This is a genomic window from Paraburkholderia sp. BR10882, assembly GCF_040948855.1.
In the GTDB taxonomy this organism is placed as follows: domain Bacteria; phylum Pseudomonadota; class Gammaproteobacteria; order Burkholderiales; family Burkholderiaceae; genus Paraburkholderia; species Paraburkholderia nodosa_A.
The window spans coordinates 1-23,749 of the sequence record NZ_JBFPKP010000036.1 but is presented as its reverse complement, the minus strand read 5'-3'; the positions used below and the strand labels follow the sequence as shown (position 1 = coordinate 23,749).

The following is a 23,749-nucleotide window of genomic DNA, read 5'->3' as shown; positions in this document are numbered from 1 at the left end:
TTCATGCCTGACATGCTCGCCGCGACGGTGTCCCCTTCGCGCACCTTGGCGTTATTGCGGAGCGTGCTCGATACGAGCGGCCGACCGTCTCTGGCATCCGGACGGCGAGGAAGATGCCACCGTCATGCCGCGCCTCGTCGAGGTATACGGCCAGCAGAAAGCCGAGTGGATGATGCATCGGCTGCGCAACCTGAACGTCTATCCGAGCCTCGTTTTCATGGATCAGATCAGCTCTCAGTTGCGCATCGTGCGTCCAGTCGCCTGGAACAAGACGGAAGTCATCAGCCAGTGCATTGGCATAAAAGGCGAATCGGATCAGGATCGCGAAAACCGCATTCGTCAGTTCGAAGATTTTTTCAATGTCTCGGGAATGGGCGCGCCGGACGATCTCGTGGAATTCCGTGAGCAGCAGCGGGGCTTCCAGGCGCGCCTCGAGCGCCGGAGCGACATCTCGCGCGGCTACCACAAGTGGGTGTCAGGTGAAACGGCGAATACGCGCTTGCTCGGCATTGCGCCTGTGCTCTGCGGCACGGAGCTGACGCAGGAGGGGCTTTACGTCAATCAGCATGGCGCCTGGCAGGCGTTTCTCATGAGGGGCCTCGCACAACAATCGAACGTCGGGAAGGAAGCCATGAATCATGGCCGTCACGCAAACGCTACAGCAATCGGTCGAGCAATTTCTGTATCGCGAGGCCGAGCTTTGCGATGCGCAGAGTTGGGACGAGTACCTCGAGCTCTTCGACGAAAACAGCACATTTCACGTGCCTCAATGGGACTCCGAGCACGTGTACACGACCGACCCGAGGCGCAGCATGTCGCTGATCTACTACGCGAACCGAACGGGGCTCGAGGACCGTGTGTTTCGGCTGCGCACTGGCAAGTCTGCGGCCTCCACGCCGCTGCCACGTACACCTGCATCAGATCACCAACGTGCGTATCGCCGAATGTGAGCACGGGGAACTGGAAGTGAAGGCCAACTGGGCGACCTTTTACGCGCGGCACGGCGTGGCTGAACACTTCTTCGGGCGCGCTACCTACCAGCTGCAGCCTGCGGGCGGTAGCTGGAAGATCGCACGCAAGCACGTGCTGCTGCTGAACGACACGATCAACGCCGTGCTCGACTTCTATCATCTGCAGGCGGGAGTGCGCACAATGATCCATAAGGTCGCGTTCAGTTTTGCCGACGGCAAAACGGTGTTCTTCGACGTCCGTTCAGGCGAAATCCTCCTCGACGCCGCCCTCCGCAGCGGCGTGAACATTCCACTCGACTGCCGCGAAGGTGTGTGCGGGACCTGCCAGGGACGCTGCGAGTCGGGCAGCTACACGCAGGATTATGTCGGTGAAGAAGCACTGTCTCCGGACGATCTTGCCGTGCGTAAGATCTTGTCCTGTCAGACGCGCGTGCAGTCCGACGCCTCGTTCTACTTCGACTTCGATTCGAGCCTATGCGGCGCGGGGGGGAAGCGGGTGCTCACGGGCCAGGTTTCCGGCATCAGGCAGGTATCCGAAACGACGGCGATCCTGGATCTGGACGCAGGCGCTCACGCTGGACGCCTTGATTTTCTGCCGGGGCAGTACGCCCGCCTGAAGGTGCCGGGCACGGACGTGTGGCGTTCATATTCGTTCGCCAGCCGGCCCGCCCGCCGACGACAACCAGTTGCAGTTCCTCATTCGTCTGCTGCCCGACGGAGCGATGAGCAACTACATGCGCGAACGCTGCAGGCCAGGGCAGACGATTGATCTCGAGGCACCGCTCGGCACGTTCTATCTTCGGCAGGTGGGGGCGGCCGCTCGTGATGGTGGCGGGCGGAACTGGCCTGTCCGCATTTCTCGGGATGCTTGATGATCTCGCTCACAAGGGGGCGACCAGAAGGTGCATCTCTACTATGGTGTGACGAACGCGCGCGACCTGTGCGAACTCGATCGTTTGGGCTCTTACGCACAACGCATCGCAAACTTCGCGTGCGACATCGTGGTGACGAAACCTTCTGACGGGTGGCAGGGAAGGACTGGCCTCATTCCGGAGCATTTCGACCGCGGGATGATCGAATCAAACCCCTTCGACATGTACGTGTGCGGTCCGCCTCCGATGGTGGACGCTATCAGGGCATGGCTTGCGCGCGAAGGCGTAGGCGACCACCGACTCTACTACCAAATTCGCGGATAGCAACGGCGCGCAGCAGGTCCCTTGAGGTGGCGGCGCAGCACCCATTCAGGGTCTTTTTGTATTCTTTTCCGCGCCCGGGGGGGGTTACTATCGAGTGACCATCAGCCCTCAGTGACACGCCATGTACGCGCCTGCTCTCAACGACAGCCAAGGTATTGACGCGCTGCGTCACGACCTCGAAGGCGCGCAGGAATGGATGGCGTCGATCTGCGGACCGCATCGGTTGCAGGTACGGAGCCCGAAGAAACTGCAGTTCCACCATTCGGGCACGGTGTTGCGGTCGATGGCGAGCTCGTTGGGGTACGTGGAATACGGCACCGATGTCACCGTTTCCATACATAACGAGGCGCCGCTCAACTGCTATAGCCTGAGTCTGCCGCTTACCGGGCAGCAGGAACTGGCCGCGCATGGTCGTTTGTGGCTATCGGACCGGGACAACGGCCTCGTGTTGTCGCCGCATGAGAGGCAGGACCTTACGATCATGGGAAACTGCCGGAAGATCATCGTTGCGATCCCGAGCCAGGCCCTGCGTCAGGTGCTTGAAGATCTTCTGCGACGGCCGGTTGGTGTCCCGTTGACGTTCGAGCCGCAGATGAATGCCGCCGACGGCGATCAGGCAGCCTGGTGGCGCATGGTCAAGTTTCTGCTGAACGAGATGGGCCACGCCGCGCCGTTGCTCAATCATGAGCAGATGGTCGGAAATCTCGAGGAAGCGTTGATCAAGGGGCTGTTGCTCTGTCAGTCGCACAACTACTCGCAGGCGCTCGCGGGGGCCATGGGCCCCTCATGTCCGCACTATCTATTGCGAGCGAAGCAGTTCATCCACGACAACGCCCGTGAGGACATTGCGCTCGAAGACATCGAGCGCGCGGCCGGTGTGTCGCGCTACAAGCTGTTTGGTGGCTTTCGGCAACACTTCGGGCATGCGCCCATGGCATATCTGAAGTGGCATCGGCTCGAAGCAGTGCGGCGTGAGATTCTTTCCGACTGCTCCGAGCGTAACGTTTCTTCCATTGCGATGAGCTGGGGGTTTTCGCATCTCGGACGCTTTTCCAACGACTACAAGGCGCGTTTCGGCGAAACACCGTCGCAAACACTCAAGCGGGTGACAAGACGCTAAGTGAATATTAATTGCGTGTAGATTGCCAACTGTGATGACTGAGAGACAGTAGAGACGTCGCTCCGAGGTATACAGCGCCGTGGACCGCTCTGGCGTCATCCAGTACTGCTGGCTCGAGGAATTCGAAAATCATCATTGCGATTAATGAGGACGAGGACAAGGACGAGGAAGCGTCAATTTTTTGGTAGCAGTCGTCGGCCTTTTCGTGCATGTGTGGACCCGCCGCCTTTTGCAAGCTTCTTTTTCGTGATGCCGAAACGGTCTGCATGCATGTATCCGGCTTGCCAGATGGGCGGTTGCCGAAGCACGCCCGCAGCCTTGATGAGATCCGCGCAGCCCGTCCTTAGCAACATCGCGGCTTGCCACGAGTGGCAGCCGGCACGAAAAACAGGCTTCAGGATGCTGGTTCAACCTATTTCGTCATCGCTTTGAGAAGCTTCGCAAACCTGGGTGGGGGCTCCTTACCGGCGGCTTTGGGAGGTTATGTTGCCGCGCTTCTCGTCATATAGGTCACTTCGCTACTGAGCAGCGCCTGGATGATCCGCGCATTCCTGTTGGCCAGGGCGACCTCTGCGCAGTTATGGCCCGCGTCGAGCCATCAGCTCTTGAAGCCAGATGCTCTGAGGATCAATTTTTTTGGGGTGCATAGCGCGGAACTGGCCGAGCACCATGAATGAGCAAGGTCCGCAGGTATGTGTCGCCGCGTCGGCTGTTGCCGTGCAGGCGAGGCTTGCCGCCAGACGAATACTGTCGAGGCATGAGGCCGAGCCAGGCGGGCAGATGCCGGCCGTCGCGAAACTGCCTGGCATCCCCGACCGCGGCGACAACGGCCGTCGCGGTAGCGGGCCAATACCAGGGATCTTGGCGATCTTCCTGCAGAGCGCGGATTTCTTCATGAACGTCTGGGTGGATGCCTCGATGAGATGAACACGTTCCTGGCGCGCATGTGCTGCAGAAGTTCGGTGAGCAGCGTCTGGCAAAAGGAAGTCAGTTCGTCTGCGCTCGTACGTAGGAGTTCCGGTATCGCGCGCCTGAAGGCTTCCGGTGAGCGCGAAATGGCCAGCCCGCGCTCGCCGAGCAGGCCACGTATCTGGTTGATCAGCGCAGTACGGTGACGCAGCAGGATTGCGCGCATGCGGTGCGCCGCCTGGATGTCCTGTTGCTCAACCGATTTGATCGTCACGAAGCGCATGGTGGGCCGGCTGGCAGCCTCGACGATCGCCTCCGCATCGTTGCGGTCGCTCTTGTTCGTCTTGACGAACGGTGCGACATATTGCGGGCTGATCAGCCTGACTTCGATACCGATCGACTGGAAACACCTCCCCCAGTGGTGGGCCGTGCTGCATGCTTCCATGACGACCAACTTCGGGTTCAAGGCGCGTACGGCTTCGAAGAACGAGCTGCGCGAGACCTTCGACCGATGCACAACACGACGGCGACGATCAGCGCCATGGAGCTGGAAGATCTGTTTCGCTAGATCAATGCCGAGAACGTCGATTTCCATGGTGAACCTCCGCACGTCTGGGTGAGTGCGTTAGTGTCTCCCGGTGGGAGGCGCCGGGTCCATCGCGGTAAAATTTGGCGGTTCCTCCTAGGCGCCTTTAGCGGCACAACTCAGCCGGCGATCCAGACGATTATCGGCGGCCCTGGCGGCGACCTGCGGTGACCGCCTGCGAATGGCGCTATTCCCCTCGAAGCGAGAGGCGCTTGACGACTGCGGATTCGGCCCTTCGAGACACGTCCCAACGTGTGGCCGCTAACATGTGTTTAGCGGCCACCGCGCGTGGCGAGCTGTCAGCGTGCCGGCAATTGCCGTCGCGCAATCTCAGCAAAGTATCGCGATCCGACTGACAGTATGTCGTCGTTGAAATCGTAGGTAGCGTTGTGCAGAGGAACGCCGCCGTTTTGGGGCTCCGTTCCGTTGCCGATGAAGATGAAATTTCCCGGTACAACCTGCAGAAACGCACCGAAGTCCTCCGAGATCATCATAGGCTGAACGTTGGCGTCCACATTCTCCGCGCCCACGACATGCGAAGCGGCTGAAACCGCTACATCAACAAGCTCTGGTGTATTCACGGTCGGGACGAACTCATGCGTGTACTGGAAGTCGCACTCGGCTCTGTGTGTACGGCAGATGCCCTCACTGACTTCCCTCATCCGGATCATCAGCAGCTTCTGCACTTCTGGGGCGTAGCTGCGCGTGTCGCCTTTGATGATGACATTCGAAGGAATGACGTTTCTAAGACCGTCCGTAACTATCTCAGTACACGAGATGACTGCGGACAGGCTTGGGTCCAAATTGCGCGAAATAATCGTCTGGAGACCGAGCACAATTTGCGAGGCAATGACAATGGGGTCGACGCCCATATGAGGCCGTGCTGCGTGCGTGCCTCTTGCCTTGATGTGAATGACGAAGTTGTCTTCGCTGGCCATAATGCCGTTCGGACGTGTTGCGAAGCTGCCTGCGGGCATCCCGGGCATGTTGTGCGCGCCGAAAATGGCGTCGACAGGAAACCGTTCGAACAACCCTTCTTGCATCATCGCTTTCGCGCCACGTCCGTGTTCTTCGGCGGGCTGGAAAATGAAGCGAACCATGCCGTCAAAGTCTTTTCGCTCCGCGAGAAGTTGCGCTGCGCCGAGAATCATCGCCATGTGTCCGTCGTGACCGCATGCGTGCATTTTCCCCGGAATACACGATGCGTAAGGTCTGCCGGGCGCATTCTCGGTGATGTTTAGCGCATCCATTTCGGCGCGAAGGCCGATAACCCGTTTCCCGTTGCCAATCTTCAAGTTGGCGACCATCCCGGTTCCGCCAATGTTGCGATGAACCTCGAGGCCGAGTGTCTTCAGAACACTGGCAACGTAGTCCGATGTCTGTACTTCTTCGAAGCCTGTTTCGGGATTCTTGTGGAACTGATGTCGCCAGTTCTTCAGGCGCTCTTGTAGGGACATTTCCATGGTGCGGTCCTCGATTTGAGGCGGTGATTGGATGTCAGTGCTCGAGCGATTTTTGCCACTCGCTCTGGCGCGCAAGAACGGCTTCCGCCGACTCGCCAACGAGGTCTCGATACACTGCGGGCGCCGTGGCACCCTCGGTATTGATGGCCAGCACGTGTGAGTCGGGTCCAAGTCCTACCTGCTGGGCAAGGGACGGGTTTTGCATGAGCACGCTTAGGCCCGCGAATCCCGCGGCACCGGACTCTCCAACCACTAAAGGAGCGTCACGGTCGCTGCCAGCGGCAAGTGAACGCATTGCTGCCACCGCGTCATCGTCACTGATGGTCATGAAATGGTCGACGCACCGATCGAGAATTTTCCAGGCCAAGGGGGATGTCTCTCCGCAGGCGAGGCCGGCCATGACCGAATCAACGGAGCCAGTCGCTTTCGTGGCGTAGCCTGCGATGGCGCTTTGATAAAGACAGTCTGCCTGCTGAGGCTCGACGACAACGAATCGGGGACGCCGCGCTTCGGCGTGCTCCCAGAGATAACTCGCGACGCCTGCTGCGAGACCACCGACGCCTCCTTGCAGGAATACGTGGGTGATTGGTTGCGAAAGGGTGGAACTGCCGAGCTGCCGTATTGTTTCAGCGGCAATCACGCCATATCCCTGCATCACATCCCGAGGAATCGCTTCGTAGCCTTCGTAGGACGTGTCTGAGACAACGTGCCAACCATTTTGGGCCGCCAGTGCTGCCGCATGCTCAACCGATTCATCGTAGCTACCCGCGATGCGAATAATCTTCGCGCCGTACAAAGCGATGGCCTGCTCCCGTTCTACGCTGACGTTGGCGTGAAGGACGATGACACACCGACAACCGATGTCGCGTGCGGCGGCTGCCAATGACTTTCCGTGATTACCATCGGTGGCGCTGATAACAGTCAGGTTCGAAAACATCCCGGCATATTGCCCGCGAAGAAGGCCGGCCGGATTCAGGCTATGAGTGTGCCAGTGCCGAAGAATCAACCGCACGAGTGCGATGGGCGCGCCTAACGCTTTGAAGCTGCCAAGCGGCGAGCGGAAGCCTTCGTCCTTCAGGCTGATACGTGCGACGCCCAATGCTGCCGCGGCGTCCGGGAGGTCCCAGAGCGGCGTCGCTGAACGAGAGATCTGGTCCCAATCGGCTAGCCAGGCGCCGCTTTCGTCTGCTGCCCGAATGTTCAGAATGCTTTTGAGTTCATCTGGGTACGGCCCTTTGGACGCGCGGGAATTTGCAGTCAACATTGAGAAGAGCTCCAGGGAGGCATCCGATGTGCCGTATTTCTATTGCCAAAGTCCAAGTGCTGGCTCGGAGGAACAGCAGGAATAATATTGCAATGCTTTGTTTATTTGGGATCTAAAATTCGGCACAAATCGAGAAAATTTCTCGCATGGGGTGCTGCAGGCATTATGGCACCGCCGCACCCAACTGCGCGTTCGGGTTAGCGGACTACCGACTTGTCGTTCCAGACGTTGTTGTCAAACTGCCGTACCGTGATTGCACCGTTGCGGATGTCACCTGCTTCATCGAACTGAATGGGGCCCGTCACCCCGTCAACCTTCACCGACCGCAATTGCGCCAGGTAAACTTTCGGGTCGGTAGAGTTGGCTGCTTGCATAGCGGCTGCCATGGTCATGACTGCGTCGTATGCATAGGGAGCGTAAAGCTGAACCGGCGTCTTGAACCTTTGTTCGAACCGTTTGAAGAATGCCGGGCCTTGTGGCATCTGAGAAGGCGGTACGCCGGCGAGTGTGCAATACATATCGTTGGTCATTGATGAGCCGCCGAGGGCAATGAACTGCGGCGTGCACGCTTCGTCGCCGGCAATGAACTTGACCTTCATTCCGAGTCGACGCATTTGTTGTATAAAGGCGGCCGCCTGCGTGTCGCCACCCGTGAAAGCAACGGCATCAGGTCTGCGATTTTTGATCGTCGTGAGAACCGCCATCCAGTTGGTTGTCTTGTCGGTCCCGAATTCGCGGTCGACGACGGTACCGCCGGCGGACTGCACCGCCTTCTCAATCTGGTCAGCGAGGCCCTGGCCGTACGCTGTACGGTCGTCCACGATTGCAACCCTGGGAGCTTTCAGGTCTCGTACCAGATAAGTTCCGATGACCGAGCCTTGGCGGACATCGTTTGCGACCATTCGAAACACCGACTTGAGTCCTTGCTGGGTCAGCAATGGATTAGTAGCCGATTCGGTAATCATCGGAATTCCAGCGCCTGCGTAAATCCTCGAAGCGGGAATCGATGTGCCGGAGTTGGCATGCCCCACGACGCCGGCAACACGGTCGTCTACTAGCTTCTGCGCGACCGTCACTGCGGTCTTCGGGTCGGCGGCGTCATCTTGCGAATCTAGCTCGAAGGTGATCGAGTGGCCGGCGATTTTCAGCTTCCTGGTATTCAAGTCCTCGATTGCAAGCCGCACTCCGTTCTCGTCATCCTTTCCGATGTGTGCGAGCTCGCCAGTCAGAGGCGAAACTTGGCCAATTTTGACGGTAACGTCCGCGTCGGCCGCCGATGCAGATGCGCCAATTGAGACCGCCATCAACGTGTTGAAAAGTTGTCTGGTTTTCATGATCTTCGGTGGGAATACGAAACGGGGTGGGAGGGTGCCGAAGTCCCCAGCCGTCAGCTGCTCTAGCAGCGGTGACCGAAAGCACTTGACATGAACAGTTTATTGCGAGTAAACCGTTAGTATTTATTCTTTTGCGCCCACGTTTCGAGAAAAATTCTCATGTCGAATCTTCGAGATGTCGAGCTAGACGCTTTCGATTTGCGGATCCTCGCAATCGTGCAACGGAACAATCAGCTGCCCCATCGTGAGATCGGGCATGAAGTGAACCTGTCCGTCCCGTCCGTGGCGCGAAGGCTCCAGAAGCTTAGAAGTGCTGGCGTTATTGCTGCGGACCGCAGCTTACTGAATCCCGATGCGCTCGGTTCCCGGGTCACGATAATCACTCACGTTTCCGCGGAGAGTGAGGCGATAGAGTTGCTCGATGCGATGAAGGCACGGTTCGATGCCTGCGAGCAAGTCCAGCAGTGCTATTACGTGACCGGCGACGTCGACTTCATCCTGATTTTCTGCACGCGGGACATGGCGGAGTACACGGCCCTAACGCGGGCGCTGTTCTTCGCGGAGGGCAACGTTCGAAGCTTCCGTACCTTTGTCGCGATGGAGCGGGTCAAAATAACGCTCGATGTGCCACTCGGTCGGGCGCAGTAGGCCTGTCTCCCGGTTGCTCAACCACCCGCCCAGAAGTGCACATCTCTTCTTCAAGGTACGCTATCTACGCAACGAATAGGCCCGTCAACACGAACTGCACGAGCTTCGGCAATACGACCAACCACTTGGCACACTGAGTTGGCCGATACCCTTAGTCTTGCGTCCGTAGACGGTGTGACGGTGCTTCTGCTCCCGCGTGTACGCGATGTTCAACGCGCTATCCATGCAACCAGATTTCCAAACGCGCTTACGCAGGCGGCCGACGAAGTTTGAAAAAAGATTGATTGAAGAATTAAGTACCTCTCGCTCGGTACGTGCCGCTCAACTACACGCGAGGCGTCAACATATCCCTGTGCCATAGGCAGGACTACCTGTTACGTGAGCTACCGGTACGTGGCCTCGTTGAGTGCTCTCGCAAGCATGCGGATGTCTGCGGAATTGTCCGGCTCATTGTTGTCCGACTCATTGGCCGCCAGGCCCCCGAAAGAGCGTCGTGCGGAGCCCATGAAGAACTCCTCCAGATCGCGGTCCATGGCTCATACCTCGCAATTCACCACGTGAAAAGAGCACGTTGACACGCCGGACGAAGTTCGACAGGAGGCATGCGGCGGTAGGCGCCAAGGCTCTGTCGCGATAAGTTCGGACAACGTTGTTCAGGTATTTGATCTGGCGGATCTTGATGGGCGCTTCCCGTTCGGCGTTGATGGCGTGCAGGGCATCCAGATTGGCGCCGCTCTTATCCATAGTGATCGTCTCCGGCTCGCCGTTCTGGTCGATGGCTTTCTCGAAATAGCGACGGGCGGCAGCCTTGTCACGATGGGCTCGAAGCAGGAAATCCACCGTCTTTCCGGCCTTGTCCCCAGCGCGATAAAGGTATTTCCACTGGCCACGCACCTTGGCGTACGTCTCGTCCACCCGCCAGCTCTTGCCGACCGGGCGCTTGCAGCGGCGGAACGCCTTTTCAAGTACCGGCAGAAGCTTGATGGCACCGCCGGTGCACGGTCGAATGATCGACCGCGATCCCGCGCTCGGCCCTCATCTCCTGAAGATTGCGCAAGCTCAGCGGGTAGGCCACGTACCAACGCACGCACACCAACATTATCTCGAGCGGATAGTGCAACCGCTGCAGCACTTTGGCTACCGCCGGACTCAGGGCTTTCATTGTCGTTCACAGCATTCGGTAAGGTCCCGCAGCATACCAGCCTCTGCTATTGCAATAGAACCGAAAGGAATAACAAATGTCCGGCGTGGCAGAAAGGATAGCCGATGCGGGACTAAAGGCGAACGTGGTCTGTCGGCTACTCTGACGAGGGTCCCGGTCGCACAAACCCCTCATTGCCAATGGCGGGACGGGAACACATGACGAAGAGATGCGAGGTGGCCTTTCGCTTTCGACAACAGCCCAACGGGGACAGGCGGGATCTCTGGCCGTTCTATCTCACACGCAGACAACGCCAGTGGCTTGCATCGGTGCGTGAGCAGTGGGAGAAAACTGCGTCGTCCAGATTGCAAACCGCGAAGCGCGAATTATCGCCGAAAATTGCGAGCTTGCGTTTTGCAGTGCATACTTCGTGGAAAGCAAAGCAATTTCGCGAAAACCAGGCCTTGCCTCCCTCCACCGTACCGAGCGGGCGCCTTGATTGTCCACAGGTTCGCTGCGACCGGGGGCAGCGCGCGGGTACGCGATTGCAGCAGGATCGTCTGCGCGGCCGGATTCGGGTTCGACTAATCGGTTGCGGCCGACACTTCGATCAAGACGACTTTGCCGTTGGCCTGATACCGGCGATGTCCGAGACGGGCGACTCGCGCGCCCGGGCACGACGGCGTGCGTGCGGGGGGAGTGCCCGTGCGACCGTGTAGACATGGCCGCTCCGGGTTGTCGGTCGTGGAAGGGTGCATGTCGAATACGCGTCCACGATGCCACGGCTATGTCGATGAGGCCGGATGGTCCGGAAGTTTCACCTTGATTGTCGTGCCGGCTCCCGGCGAACTGATAACGTTGATCTGACCGCCCAGCATCAGAACGCGTTCTTCCATGCCCGCGAGTCCGAATGAACCCTTTTTGGCCGGCTGAACATCGAATCCTCGACCGTCGTCGCGCACTTCGAGCAGGCAGCAGTCCCCTGTCCGCTCCAGCATGATGACCACATGGGGCGCCGCTGCGTGGCGGGCGACATTGGTCAGCGCTTCCTGAACGAGGCGGAACAGCACGACAGCGCAGGGCTCGCTCACGACGATATTCTCGTCGGGCAAGTGCAGGCGGCATACCGTGCGACCGTTTCGGTTGAACTCGGCCGCAAGCCACTCGAGCCCCGCTGCAATGCCGGTGTCGAGTGCCGCAGGGCGCAGCGCCGCGATGACGCCCCTGACGACCTGCATGGTTTTGTCCACCAGCGCAATCAGCGCCTGCGTCTGCTCGACCAGTTCCGGGCGATCGTTGCCCAGTCGCATACGTAATGCCGACGCCTGCAGGCGAAGCGCGGTGAGGTGCTGTCCAAGTTCGTCGTGCATTTCACGCGCGATGTGCTTGCGCTCTTCCTCGCGAGCCATTTCGCGATGTGACGTGAGTTCCCGCAGCATCTCATAGGACTCGCGCAGGCGGCGCTCCGCCTCCTTGAGCACCGTCAGATCGATCACGAACGCGACGCCTTCCTTCCCACTGCCGTCGAATGCCGCGCGGCCGACCAGGACGGGCACACGACTGCCATCCTTCCTGAAGTATTCTTTTTCGGTCGGCTGAATGTCTCCCTGGTGCCCGATCTGCGCGAGAGCCCGTTCGCTGCTTTCGCGCCACTCCACTGGGGTCAGGTCTCGCCAGGGCAGACGACCTGAAACAAGATCCTCGCGGTCATATCCCACCATGCGCAGGAATGCCTCATTGGCCTCAAGGATGTCGCCCTCTGCGTTCCACACAATGATGCCGATGATATTGGCGTCGACGAGTCGCCGGATCCGGGCCTCGCGCTCCTTCAGGTCGCGGTACAGTCGGGTATTCTCGATCGAGGTTGCCGCTTGCGACGCGAGCAGCCGCAGCACGCCAATTCGCGCTGGCGAGAAGGCACGGGTGACTAGGTTGTTTTCGAGGTACAGGGCGCCGATAAGCCTGGCCTGATTCGTCAGGGGCAGACACACAATTGAGCGGGCTCGATGCTGGAGGATGTAGGCATCTGCAGCGAACGCGGACGAGCGTGTGGCATCGTCGAGAATGACGCTCTGGCCCGTTCGCAACACATGATAGAGGACCGACTCGGGTATCACGTTGGGGCTCGCGGGGTCATCGCGTAGTTGCACGCGGAGTGTGTCCCCCGCGATTTTGGCTTCCGCGACTATCCTTTGTCCGCCCGCGTCTGGAAGAATCAGCAATCCTCGCTCGGCGCCCGCCTGTTCGATCGCAGTGCGCATGACCATATCGATTAGCTTGTCCAGGACGATCTCTCCGGAAACGGCCTGCGACACCTTGATGACAGTAGCAAGGTCGAGGTGTTCAACGGGGGTGCCGATCGTGCTGCCCGGGCCGGGCGCTCGCTCTTCGTCCCCGAGAAGCGGATACAGCGCTTCAAGTTGGCGTACCTTGCCTTCGGCACCCCAGCGTTGGTAGCCCCGGCGTGCGTCCTGCAAATACACGCGGGCAATCCTGTCGAAGCCTCGCGCCGCGTAGAAGCCTGACGCGAGTTCATTGGCAAGTGCTTCGTTGTGTACGAAGCCATGTGTACGCGCCGAGCGCATGGCCTCTTCGTAGAGACGCATTGCTTCGACATCGCAGCCGTTCAGGCGAGCCAACTCGGCGCCCACCAGCGCCGCACGGGTTGCAAAATTCTCCGGACAGTTCTCTGCCCAGATCTCCAACTGCCGGTGATGTGCGGCGATCGCGTCGTGGTGCTGCTGTCGCTCCGCGGCCGGGGCACGGTCACAATGTGCGGCCCGTGCCAGTGCACCGAAGAAATGGTATTCGCTTTCCTCCAGGTGCGATGACGAACTCCACAGTAGCTGCTGCGCAATCAACGCCGCGTTGATGGCGGCCACATGGTGGCCTGCAAGGAATCGTCCCTGCAGTTTCCGGATCCAGTACCAGCACGCGGCCGTTGCGAGCGCGGGGTTTCCGGACAAATGCTGTTCCATACGAAGTTCGTTAAATTCGTCGTCGAAGTGACCGAATTTCAGCGTCGAGCCCCGGAGCATCCGGATCAGCGCGAGTTGCGTAGTGATGTTATCTACGACAAGACCGAAACGCGCCTTGCTGGCGAACGCGAGGCCCTGTTCGGCTTCGCGCTCGACCTCGACCAATGGTGCACCGGCGAAAAGCAGGTCTGATACGATATGGCAGCACGTATAGGCGCCAGACGGGACGTCCCCGATCCGGCTCGCTGCTTCGAATGCGCGGCGCAGCACCTCGCTACTAACGCACACATGTTTTGTCCAGCGCACGACATAGAGGGCGAAGCAGAGATATGTCACCGCCTCGAAGCGTTTGAGCCCACGGCGCTCGACCAGATCGAAGCCAAGCTGGCCGAACTGGATTCCAGCGTGGTAATCGCCAAAGCGTGGTCCAGCAATCCGCGGGAACATGACATACGCAAAACACGACGCATCGCAGTTGCCATGCTCCAGGCTAAGGCTGATCAGCTTGCATATGGCCAGGGAAGCCAGGTTCGCGTCAAAGAACCAGGCCGGCCTCTGGAGCTTGCTCAGCACGTTGGCGGTCGCGAGAGACGGCAGGTCCTTCATCAGAGGCAGATCGATGAGCGTCCCGATCGTCCTGCCGCCGAGCCGTGACCGGATGCTTTCGTACTCCTGTTGTACGTCGCTCTCTTCCGGATGCGCTAACCAGTCGATACCAACGCGCCGGAGATGCTCGAGACAGACGTCGACTGCGTGACCACTTTGGTCGAGGGTCAGATAGACATCCATTTGCAGACACGTGACCTGCGCCTGTTCGACCGTGGTCCTGGCACGGCTTGATAGCACGGCTAGTCGCTCTTGCGCGACCGATAACCGGCCGGTGAGGAATTCGCATTCGGCAAGGTTCAACTGCAGCGCAAAGACCAGATCGCGCCTGCGTTCCCAACAATCGTCCCGCATGAGGTCCGCACCGGCGCTCAGATAGGTGAGCGCCGATGCATAGGCTGTTGACGCTTTTGCCCGCTGGCCGGCGCTCAGGTTGAACCCGGCCAGCTGCTCACGCTCTTGCCGGGAGGTCACCAGCGCTGCGCCACGGTTCAGTTGTGTAACGATCTCGAAGATCGCCGCTTCACGTTTGTCAGCGGGCGTTAGCGCCGCGAGCAGGCGTCCGATACGCAGGTGGGCGCCGGCGCGCGAGTGCTCCGGGATCAATGAATACGCCGCTTCCTGTACGCGGTCGTGTGCGAACCGGTAGGCAAGTTCCAGTTGCTCGACCAGCCCTTGATCGACCGCTGGCTGCAGTAGCGCCCGGACCGCCTGCCTGGAGACCCCCAAAACCTTCGGTAACATCGCGACGGGGGCGGCGTTGCCAAGGCAGGCGAGCTGTTGCAACGCGCGCTGCGTTTCGATGGGCAAGCGCGCGAGCTTCGCGACCATCAGGTCCACTACGTTGTCGGTATATCCCTTGCTGTGAATGCTGGGCAGATCCCAGCGCCAGCAGGTCGCGTCATGGTCGAAGGTGACCAGATCGACATCAGCAAGCGTGTGCACGAACTGGATCACAAAAAACGGATTGCCGGCCGTTTTCTCATGCACGAGCGCGGCAAGCGGTGCGGCGCGTTCACGCTCGCAGCAAAGTGTTTCGGCAATCAGTTGCTCCACGTGCTCGCGGGCGAGCGGCTCAAGGGCAATTTCGTCAAGCCTTGCGCCTGTGGTCCTGACGGTTTGAAGTTTGCGCATTAGTGGATGCTCAGCATCAACTTCATTTGCGCGGTAGGCGCCGATCAGCATCAGGTATCGCTGGTCTGGGCGGATGAGGAGATCTTCCAGCAGGTCCAGCGTCGCGGCGTCGAGCCATTGCAGGTCATCGAGAAACAGGGCCAGCGGATGTTCACGTTGGGCGAAGACACCGATGAAGCGCCGGAAAACGAGCTTGAAGCGGCGTCGCTCCTCGTGAGGTTCGAGTTCCGGGACGGGTGGCGGATCGCCGATGATGAGCTTCAGTTCCGGGATCAGTTCGGTCATAAGGCGCGCATTCGGCCCTAGTGCCCCGATCAACGTGTCGCGCCAGATGGCCAGTTCCCTGTCGTGCTTGCCAAGGAGCGGTCGCACCAGCCCCTGAAAGGCTTGCACCAGTGTCGAGTAGGGTATGTCGCATTTGTACTGGTCGAACTTGCCCGACGCGAACAGCCCCCGCGGCGGTACAAGCGCCCTGTGCAATTGGTTGACGACTGCGGACTTGCCGATGCCGGAATAGCCGGACACCAGCACCAGCCCAGGCGTGCCGCTCGTGACGACGCGCTCGAACGCAGCGACCATGGCCTCTATCGCGCGCTCACGCCCGTAAAGCTTCTCGGGGATGCGAAGCTTGTCGGATGTATCACGTTCACCCAGCACGAAGGCATCGATGTGGTGCTGGCGCTGCCAATCGGACAGGCACCGCCGCAGATCATGCTCGACACCGGCCGCAGTCTGATAGCGTTCCTCGGGAGTCTTGGCGAGCAGCTTCATGACAAGTTCCGAGACGACAGCCGGCACACTTGCTACCCGCGCGCCGGGCGGTACCGGGTTGCGTGCAACATGGCAATGTACCCACTCCATCGGATCGGCCGCGGTGAACGGCAGGGTCCCTGTGAGCATCTGATAGAGCGTGACTCCGAATGCGTAGAGGTCGCTGCGCGAATCGATCGAGCGGTTCATCCGCCCAGTCTGCTCAGGCGCCATATAGGCGAGGGTACCGACGATCGTTTCCGGCGGTTCCGGCGATTGCCGTTCATACGTGCGTCGAGAGGCGCTTCCAAAGCCAGTGAGCCGCACGTGGCCGTCGACGCAGTCCACCAGAATATGCGCAGGTTTGATGTCCTTATGCACGAGGCCGTGCTGATGGACTTTACCCAGCGCCGCTGCAATGCCCACAGCGAGGGACAACACATGTCCCACCTCGCCAGGTCCGCCGATTTGCCGCTCGAGCAGTTCGCCAAGCGGATCCTCGAGCACTAGTACCATCCGTGCGTCATCGCGCACCAGCTTCAAAGGGCGCGCTGCCCACTGACTGTTGAGTACGTCCTTCAGCGCGAACTCGTGAGCGAGGCGTTCGAGAAGGGCGGTTGGGGGATGTTCGTCGGCGGGACGTACCACCAGCACACTGCCGGTGCTGCCGGTGGGCTGGACCCGGTAGAGCGTGAACTCGCCATCCTCGCGCAGTATGCTGGCGCTGCGATTTACGTCGGTACCGTGTAGGGAGTCCATCTGACGTAGTTTATCGTCGCGCTCGTGCCCGTCAATCAAGAGAGGCAACTCATTCGTCTGCTCATACAGCGGCGGACGTGCCCTTCAAGCACACTACACGGCAACATCTGTGGAGTCAGCAACGCGTGTAGAGCCAGGCGTTCTTCTCTAGAACCGCCTCAATCGGCCGTGCTGGAGCCGAATCAGTACTTTCATTTATTGGCTGGCTAGCCCATGTGGCGCGGCCTTGGTCGACACAGCCGTCCCTTCCAACGGCGGAACCTGAAGGGGCTCGATGAGGGCTATCGACTACGTCGCCGCCGGCCCCGGTATCAAGTCGTTCACGTCTACGGCGTCGACCGGCTTCTGATTGAGAAAGACCAGTACCCGGCGGCGCGTAGCACGGTAACGCACCGAGGCGCGTCAGCCCCGGCGACGTCGACGGACTACGTTGTTACATGTGGACTCGGATCAAGAGGGCAGCGGCGCGGCACGAGTACAAGGTGGACGATTCGGCCTCGCTAGGTTTGTCGACCTTGATCCGAAAATGTTGGCAAAATCGGCGGCCAGAACGGGCTTTCTTCTTTAGCAGGCTGTTGAAAAGCGCCCCGTCATGACGACCGAAGCCATGTTCAGGAGGCTTGCGCGTGTGATTTCCCGCTGAATTACCGGTTCGCCGCGCAATCTGCGCGGGGCATGCGCACGCATGCAACCCTTGTGGCGCGCAATCTTCGCGCCGTGTCGGCTCATCGCGTCGCTCCTTGCGGCACCACCCCTGGCATTCGGGCCATGCGGGTCAGATTGCTCGCAACCATCGTCAGCATGAAGTGCTGGTCGACGCGCTTGATGCCGCGATAGACCGTCTGCCGGATCCGTCCGATGGTCTTGCCCCAGCCGAAATGCTCTTCGATTCGTTTGCGGATGATCTGGCTAATCCGGTAGCCCGCATGCCGCGAAGTGCGACCGTCGATTGCGCTGCCGCTCCAACGCTCATCGTTGCGCGCGACATGCGGTGTCACGTTGCGAGCGCGGCAATCGTTCACGAATTCGCGGGTGTCATACGCCTTGTCGGCACCAACTGTCTTCGCATGAGCGCCTGGCACGCAATCGAGCAATTGCAACGCGCTGGCCCGCTCGGCGAAACCATCTGCGTGACTGACCACGGCGCCGACCACCAGCCCCGAGCGATTCTCCATCAGGATGTGCCCGTGGTAGCACAGGATGGCAGGGCTCTTGTGGCTCTTCTTGAACAATCGCGCCTCCGGATCAGTAGTCGACTCGTGCGTGGCATTCCTACGTCGCCCGCCTTTCCAGTCAGTGTTGGCGTTGCGGCCACCGCCGGCCGGCGGACCATCGTCCGGGCCGTCCTTGCTGCGGAAGCTCTTGTGACTGGCCCACGCCTGAATCAGCGTGCCGTCCACCGAGAAATGGTCTCTCGACAGCAAGCCCTGCTTGTCCGCCAGGCTCATGACTTCGGTGAAGAACGCTTCCACGACTTCATGCTCCAGCAGCCGGTCGCGGTTCTTCGAGAACACCGAGTGGTCCCACACGGCGTCCTCAATCGCTAGCCCGACAAACCAGCGGAACAGCAGGTTGTAGCGCATCTGCTCCATCAGCATGCGCTCGCTGCGCACCGAGTAGAACACCTGCAACAGCAGCGCCCGCATCAGCTTCTCAGGCGCAATCGAGACACGGCCGGTGTCCGCATAGATGACGCTGAACAGCCCGTTGAGTCGTTTCAACGCATCATTCACCAGCAACCGGATCGGTCGCAATGGGTGATCTGCCGGGACGAAGTCCTCCAGCTTGACCCTGCATCTCATCCATTCCGCGCATCGCATCCGCTACCAAAGATTATGAACACGATATCCATAACGCTCGTCCCTTTACACGGGATCCAAATTCAACAGCCTGTTAGGGAAGCTATAAACTGATCCACCTGTCTCGAGCGCTCCATCACTTTGTCGCGTGAGGCCGCCACGACTGACGAACCCAAGGCCTACGACGTGATCGCGCGACTCACTAGTCATCCAGCGCGACACGATTGCGTGAGGCATCTTCACCACGGTAAAGGCTCTGGAGCGCAAGCTGATGCGCTGTATCCGCGAGCACAACAAGAATCCCAAGCCGATTAAATGGAAGTACGACGATCCATCGCGGCGAATTCGACCAGTGCCATTTCAATGACGCAGTTGACTAGCGAGACGAAAAGGCCAGCAATGGTCGCGCTCATCAGGTTCGACAAAGTGACCGCAGTCAGCGCCCGCAGACCATATCGGCCGACGCGTCCGCGGATGTCCGGGTTGATCGCGCCGAAGCTACCAGTCAAGATTGCGATCGAGGAAAAATTGGCGAACCCGCACAATGCGAATGAGACAATCGCCAATGTTTTGGGCGTCAAGATTTGCAGCCCGCTTGCGGCAACCTGAGCTGTAGTTTGCAGGTACGGTGCCAAACCTGTATAAGCAACATACTCGTTCAAGATCAATTTCACGCCAATGAAGTTTCCGGCGATCGATGCGTCGTGTCAAGGTACGCCGATCACCCACGCAAGTGGTGAGAAGAGTAGCCCAAGCAGCGACTGCAAGGTTACATCGTGGAACCCGATGAAGGTTGCGATGCCTGAGACCATGTTATTGAGCAGGGCAATGAGACCAATGAAAGTGATCAGCATCGCCGCCACGTGCATTGCGATCTTCACGCCAACAGAACCGCCCGCGGCAACTGCATCGATGACGTTGGCAGCTAGCTTCTCATTGAACTCCAGTGAGTCGACTTCATTGTGATTCATCTCGGTAACCGGGCAGATTATCTTCCCGAAAAGGATACCGCCCGGTCCCGTCATGAAAGACGCCGCGATCAGAGGCTCTGTCACGATCAGGTTGGCGGGACGAGAAAGCCCCGATATAATGAGGATTACTTACATGGCCAGCGAATAAAATTGCTCGGCAGTAGTCAACTGGATCCCAGCGGCTTTCATCTGCCCCTTCCTGATCATATGCATCACTCGATGCCCGACAGGATGATGCGGGCGCAACGAAAATCCTTGAAGCCCATCATGGGTTTGACAATCCGTTTGATGGAGCGATGGTTCTGTTCGACAACGTTGTTCAGGTATTTGACCTTGCGGATCTTGATGGGCGCTTCCCGTTCGGCGTTGATGGCGTGCAGGGCATCCAGATTGGCGCCGCTCTTATCCATAGTGATCGTCTCCGACTCGCCGTTCTGGTCGATGGCTTTCTCGAAATAGCGACGGGCGGCAGCCTTGTCACGATGGGCTCGAAGCAGGAAATCCACCGTCTTTCCGGCCTTGTCCCCAGCGCGATAAAGGTGTTTCCACTGGCCACGCACCTTGGCGTACGTCTCGTCCACCGCCAGCTCTTGCCGGGGCGGCCAGTGGAAATGTTTGCACTGGGCCGCATGAAAAAACTGCTGCCCCACACAGTTTGTTCTGGCTGAACTACATATCAATTATTTTGATGTTAATTGTCTTGTGTCTCTCCTCCCAGGAGGCGAAACTTTTATCTCGCGCGGGCAGTGTGCGGTAACCAAGTGGGCTCGCCAATGGTTGAAAGATTGATTCAGAGTAGTGGGCGGCACCTCTTAAATCAGTAGGATCAGGTATGGTCGTTGAGCCACTAGCTGCTCGGGAATGGTTCGGCACCTTGCTGATGTTAGGCGGTGCATCACATCGCGTTTCCAATATCTCCTTCGTAAATTTATATGGCAGAGCTCGCAAAAATTACCGATGACACCCTTGGTGCTGTGCAAATTTGGGGGTTCCATGGAGAATGCAATGTAAGGGACGTCGCGGCGGCTCTTGAGGAGATCGCTGCGGGGCTAAAGGGCGACGGGCATACAATTCACGTGATGTCGGGCACCCACGGCTGTTGCGTGGGGCGAGTCGGTGCTGTCGCAATGCGCGAGCAAAGGTTTTCGGAACAAGATCGGGCTCTTGCCCACCCCATGACGGCAGACAACAAGGCCATTGTTGTGGCTGTCCACGACTTCAATACGAACAAGTTGCCGGCTCCCGACTATGTGTCCGCAGCGATGGCCAAGCTCAACAAGGACATCCGCGCGATCGTGGCAGAGACGCCCGGGATTCCTACATTCCTGCTCGCCTATTGCTGCAGTGCAGGCACGAAGTAGCAGCGATGGGTTCCGCGGGGTTTTGTCTTCAAGTCGCCCCGGGCATGCAGCCAATCCACTGCTCGCTCAGCCCGAGCCGGAGCGAATGAGCCGTCCGGCGCGGCCGGGCCAACTCAAGTCCGAAGCAAGTCGATGAAGCGCGACTGGCCCGTCATGCGGACGGCCGACGCGGCGCGCACTCGCACGTTCAGGAAAGCTGATCTGATCGCGGCGCTGTGTGATCGTGCGGGGCTAAGCCGGGAGGAGGCGACTGAAATGATCGAGGCGTTTTTCGAGACCCTACGCGCCACGCTGGCTGCCGGCGAAACGGTCAAGCTTGCCGGGTTCGGGGTCTTTGCGTTGCGTGACAAGCCACCGCGCCCCGGACGCAATCCGCAGACCGGCGTCGCTGCGCCCATTGCGGCACGCCGCATCGTAAAGTTTCGCGCCAGCGCGCAGCTGCAGGCGCGCGTGGAGCGGGATGACGCATGAAGAATGAAAGATCCCCCCCCAGGTCGCGCTGATTCGGGCAGCCCGTGCTGAGGCGAACAGTTGTGTGGGTGATCGCGTTCATTGACGGTGCAACGACCCGGTGGTGGGGCAGCATCAATGACTGGCAGCCGGACGAAACCCGTCTGAGCTCGGCGCCACGCTTGAGCGCTACCTTGGGCTCGTGGAAGCGTACCGGGCAGGCCGGGTGCCACAGCGCACGCACTCATGGTGTACCGCGACGGCACGTTCGCTTCGGTGATGCTGGGCGTCAGCACGCCTGAGGCCATCGGGTCTTACCCAGCAAGGCAGCGGAGGTGGCGCGCACGCGCAACGCCGCCCTTGGCTGAAGGCATGACCCGGCAGGGGCACTGAAGACTGATCGCCACTGCTTCGGCGCGTGAAACTCCCCCCAGAAATGCGAACGTATTGCACCGCCCCTGTCAGGACAGGCAAGTACATCCCGGCCGGTTTTCGGCCACAGGACAGGAACGTGACGTTTTCAAGTGGAGGCGCACGAAGGGAAGATGGAGAGCCCTCATAAAAACGGGGGAGAAGTCGGTGGGAAAACAGGCAAGGCACCCTGACGGCGGCGCGAGACAGCCTTTGAGGGACGGGGCTCAGTCAACCAGTCCCGTTGTTTTGATCGCCCAGCGGATGGAATTGGCCCGCAATCCGGCGACGGGCAAGGAGATCAACGAGGCGACAGGAATCATCCGGGTGAAGACGCCCCTCTGCAGGGTAGCAATGCCCGCGTCGGCTATTCAGCACGTTTCGTTTTTCCGCACCGTGCCCCGGTTCACGGTTCCATTCTTGACGGGAGAGGTCAACGCTCAGTCCACACGAATTTGCAACCCTGATGCTGGTTCGCCACGCAGCGGATCAGCTCGACATGAACCGCGCCGAACTGGACGCGCTCCTCGAACGGCAACTGGCGATGCTGGAACACGGCTCCGTGGGCAGGCGTCGCGCGCACCTGACGGAAAGGGGGCGGCCAGTCCTCGACGTGCTGCATCCGGACAGCGTTGAGCGGCGAAATCGCGCACCCGGGGCTAACGCAGGCGGCGATGCCAGGGACGGAGTTCCCAAGCCAGTGTTCGCCGCGACGGATTCCGCAATGCCGCAAGACGGAGGCTGAATACTGGTGTCCCGAATGACGACTACCGCGACGGCAGTCGCGCATATCAGGTGCAAGAAAAGGCAACGAAAATAGGGCGCTGGGCTGCACCGCGGCAAAGAGGATAACTAAGGATAACGACGGCCATTAGGAATCCCGCGTCCGCCCGGGCATTACTGCGCTACAACCCCGGCTCGCTGGCCGGGCTCCCGCATTCCGATACGGTCACAATAATCTACAGGAAGGCAGGAGGACGAAGATGTCGTCATTGCCGTCACCGGCGGATAATTGCTGCGTCATCCTGACGCTCACATGAGTCGAAGGACGATCCTCTGGAGCAGGGCCGGCAGGTCGCGTCGTGTATCGACCACGAGGTGAATGAAAACCGTGTCGTCCCGCACCTGGTAGATGATCCGGTTCCTGCCGCATAGGGCCTGCCGGAAACGCTCATCGACGAAGCCTTCGAGTTCGGCAGGAATATGGCCACTGTTGGGATACTGGCGAATCTGCGTGATGGTTTCCTGAATCTGCGCCGATGTCTGACGCCAGGTCTCCCATCCGAAGGTTCGGACAATGTAACTTCTCAGCTCGTCGATGCCGATCCGCGCGGTCGGCAGGACGCGGTACTTCAGCGGCGAGGCCGGCATCAGCGAAGTTTTTCCTGGCGGTCGAGTTCGTTGAGCTCCCCGAAGAATTCGTCGCCGTCGACATGGTCGTCGCGCTCGATATGCTTCTGGCCGATGGCCAGGAGCTTCAGCAGCGCGATGGTCTGCTGGGTCGCGTCGTAGGTTCGCACGTCCTGGACCACGAGTTTTGCTTCACCGTTCTGCGTGATGATGAGCGGCTCTCCCGAGTCGGTGAGGTCCTTGACGATCTGGGCGGCTTCGCTTTTGAGGTAGCTGATCGGCTTGACGTGATCGGCGAGGTGCATGGGGCGCTCCGTTGGGTCTAATAGGACTAAATATAGACCGTTATCGGTCACATCGCAACCGGTTACGAGGCTGGCAGCCGGCGTATTTAACATAATTAACATTATCGCAGTTTTATTTTGTACGGGCTAAGTTGTAGTGTCCGCTTTTAGCCAAGTTCAGATGTCCGCTTTTTGGACGATCGTAAGCTAACAGATCGCTGGGAATCCAGTGTTTGGGAGCTTTAATGGCGGCAACAGAACGGA

The 23,749-nt window shown here is 59.5% G+C and carries 14 protein-coding genes and 8 pseudogenes; 11 read left to right on the top strand and 11 right to left on the bottom strand.

Going from position 1 to position 23,749, the window contains the following annotated elements:
* Positions 1 to 118 precede the first annotated feature (118 nt).
* The 6 genes and pseudogenes from AB3X99_RS39430 to AB3X99_RS39405 form a co-directional block, all read left to right on the top strand.
* Positions 119 to 631: pseudogene (locus tag AB3X99_RS39430) on the top strand (anthranilate 1,2-dioxygenase large subunit); the annotation flags it as partial.
* 7 nt (positions 632 to 638) lie between these two features.
* Positions 639 to 1,134: pseudogene (gene antB / locus AB3X99_RS39425) on the top strand (anthranilate 1,2-dioxygenase small subunit); the annotation flags it as partial.
* 18 nt (positions 1,135 to 1,152) lie between these two features.
* Positions 1,153 to 1,740 (top strand): 2Fe-2S iron-sulfur cluster-binding protein, encoded by a 588-nt coding sequence (locus tag AB3X99_RS39420; RefSeq protein WP_368661896.1) that lies wholly within the window; start codon positions 1,153 to 1,155, stop codon positions 1,738 to 1,740.
* The gene (locus AB3X99_RS39415; RefSeq protein WP_368661882.1) at positions 1,694 to 1,843 is read left to right on the top strand and encodes a hypothetical protein; all 150 of its coding nucleotides are present in this window, start codon (positions 1,694 to 1,696) and stop codon (positions 1,841 to 1,843) included. The genes AB3X99_RS39420 and AB3X99_RS39415 overlap by 47 nt, the downstream gene beginning before the upstream one ends.
* Before the next feature lie 30 nt (positions 1,844 to 1,873).
* On the top strand, positions 1,874 to 2,167 hold the full coding sequence (locus tag AB3X99_RS39410; RefSeq protein WP_368661881.1) for a hypothetical protein: 294 nt from the start codon (positions 1,874 to 1,876) through the stop codon (positions 2,165 to 2,167).
* A 121-nt stretch (positions 2,168 to 2,288) separates the two neighbouring features.
* Positions 2,289 to 3,287 (top strand): AraC family transcriptional regulator, encoded by a 999-nt coding sequence (locus AB3X99_RS39405; RefSeq protein ID WP_342950019.1) that lies wholly within the window; start codon positions 2,289 to 2,291, stop codon positions 3,285 to 3,287.
* A gap of 481 nt (positions 3,288 to 3,768) precedes the next feature.
* On the opposite strand, the pseudogene AB3X99_RS39400 reads toward AB3X99_RS39405, so the two are convergent.
* The 4 genes and pseudogenes from AB3X99_RS39400 to AB3X99_RS39385 all read right to left on the bottom strand — a co-directional run bounded on the left by AB3X99_RS39400 (position 3,769) and on the right by AB3X99_RS39385 (position 8,843).
* Positions 3,769 to 4,791: pseudogene (locus AB3X99_RS39400) on the bottom strand (IS110 family transposase).
* 290 nt (positions 4,792 to 5,081) lie between these two features.
* A complete protein-coding gene (locus AB3X99_RS39395) occupies positions 5,082 to 6,245 on the bottom strand; it encodes a M20 aminoacylase family protein (protein WP_368661880.1) in 1,164 nt (387 codons plus the stop codon).
* Between the two features lie 34 nt (positions 6,246 to 6,279).
* Positions 6,280 to 7,509 (bottom strand): diaminopropionate ammonia-lyase, encoded by a 1,230-nt coding sequence (locus tag AB3X99_RS39390; RefSeq protein ID WP_368661879.1) that lies wholly within the window; start codon positions 7,507 to 7,509, stop codon positions 6,280 to 6,282.
* A 197-nt stretch (positions 7,510 to 7,706) separates the two neighbouring features.
* A complete protein-coding gene (locus AB3X99_RS39385; RefSeq protein ID WP_342950017.1) occupies positions 7,707 to 8,843 on the bottom strand; it encodes a branched-chain amino acid ABC transporter substrate-binding protein in 1,137 nt (378 codons plus the stop codon).
* 159 nt (positions 8,844 to 9,002) lie between these two features.
* Here AB3X99_RS39385 and AB3X99_RS39380 point away from each other — a divergent pair, with 159 nt between their 5' ends.
* The gene (locus tag AB3X99_RS39380) at positions 9,003 to 9,491 is read left to right on the top strand and encodes an Lrp/AsnC family transcriptional regulator (RefSeq protein WP_368661878.1); all 489 of its coding nucleotides are present in this window, start codon (positions 9,003 to 9,005) and stop codon (positions 9,489 to 9,491) included.
* Between the two features lie 642 nt (positions 9,492 to 10,133).
* Here the strand turns inward: AB3X99_RS39380 and AB3X99_RS39375 are convergent.
* The 3 genes and pseudogenes from AB3X99_RS39375 to AB3X99_RS39365 all read right to left on the bottom strand — a co-directional run.
* A pseudogene (locus AB3X99_RS39375) lies at positions 10,134 to 10,653 on the bottom strand (IS6 family transposase); the annotation flags it as partial.
* 764 nt (positions 10,654 to 11,417) lie between these two features.
* Positions 11,418 to 16,859: an AAA family ATPase gene (locus AB3X99_RS39370; RefSeq protein ID WP_368661895.1), complete on the bottom strand. Its 5,442-nt coding sequence runs from the start codon at positions 16,857 to 16,859 to the stop codon at positions 11,418 to 11,420.
* 725 nt (positions 16,860 to 17,584) lie between these two features.
* Positions 17,585 to 18,674, bottom strand: a pseudogene (locus AB3X99_RS39365) (IS5 family transposase).
* A 192-nt stretch (positions 18,675 to 18,866) separates the two neighbouring features.
* On the opposite strand from AB3X99_RS39365, the pseudogene AB3X99_RS39360 reads away from it, so the two are divergent.
* Positions 18,867 to 19,025, top strand: a pseudogene (locus AB3X99_RS39360) (IS630 family transposase); the annotation flags it as partial.
* 10 nt (positions 19,026 to 19,035) lie between these two features.
* Here AB3X99_RS39360 and AB3X99_RS39355 read toward each other — a convergent pair.
* Both AB3X99_RS39355 and AB3X99_RS39350 read right to left on the bottom strand, forming a co-directional pair.
* Positions 19,036 to 19,746 (bottom strand): annotated as a pseudogene (locus AB3X99_RS39355) (nucleoside transporter C-terminal domain-containing protein); the annotation flags it as partial.
* Positions 19,747 to 19,758: 12 nt separating this feature from the next.
* Positions 19,759 to 20,210: pseudogene (locus AB3X99_RS39350) on the bottom strand (IS6 family transposase); the annotation flags it as partial.
* A 351-nt stretch (positions 20,211 to 20,561) separates the two neighbouring features.
* Here AB3X99_RS39350 and AB3X99_RS39345 point away from each other — a divergent pair.
* The 3 genes from AB3X99_RS39345 to AB3X99_RS39335 all read left to right on the top strand — a co-directional run bounded on the left by AB3X99_RS39345 (position 20,562) and on the right by AB3X99_RS39335 (position 22,596).
* Positions 20,562 to 20,990 carry a hypothetical protein gene (locus AB3X99_RS39345; protein WP_368661877.1) on the top strand — a complete coding sequence of 143 codons (429 nt, stop codon included), beginning with the start codon at positions 20,562 to 20,564 and terminating at the stop codon, positions 20,988 to 20,990.
* A 132-nt stretch (positions 20,991 to 21,122) separates the two neighbouring features.
* Positions 21,123 to 21,461, top strand: a complete 339-nt coding sequence (locus AB3X99_RS39340) for an integration host factor subunit alpha (protein ID WP_069269036.1) — start codon at positions 21,123 to 21,125, stop codon at positions 21,459 to 21,461.
* A gap of 856 nt (positions 21,462 to 22,317) precedes the next feature.
* A complete protein-coding gene (locus tag AB3X99_RS39335; protein WP_368661876.1) occupies positions 22,318 to 22,596 on the top strand; it encodes a hypothetical protein in 279 nt (92 codons plus the stop codon).
* A gap of 287 nt (positions 22,597 to 22,883) precedes the next feature.
* Here AB3X99_RS39335 and AB3X99_RS39330 read toward each other — a convergent pair whose 3' ends face one another.
* Together AB3X99_RS39330 and AB3X99_RS39325 are read right to left on the bottom strand one after the other, a co-directional pair.
* Positions 22,884 to 23,222 (bottom strand): type II toxin-antitoxin system RelE/ParE family toxin, encoded by a 339-nt coding sequence (locus tag AB3X99_RS39330; RefSeq protein ID WP_083245687.1) that lies wholly within the window; start codon positions 23,220 to 23,222, stop codon positions 22,884 to 22,886.
* Positions 23,222 to 23,506: a type II toxin-antitoxin system Phd/YefM family antitoxin gene (locus AB3X99_RS39325; RefSeq protein ID WP_342925222.1), complete on the bottom strand. Its 285-nt coding sequence runs from the start codon at positions 23,504 to 23,506 to the stop codon at positions 23,222 to 23,224. Before AB3X99_RS39325 ends, AB3X99_RS39330 begins: the two co-directional genes overlap by 1 nt.
* Between the last annotated feature and the right edge of the window lie 243 nt (positions 23,507 to 23,749).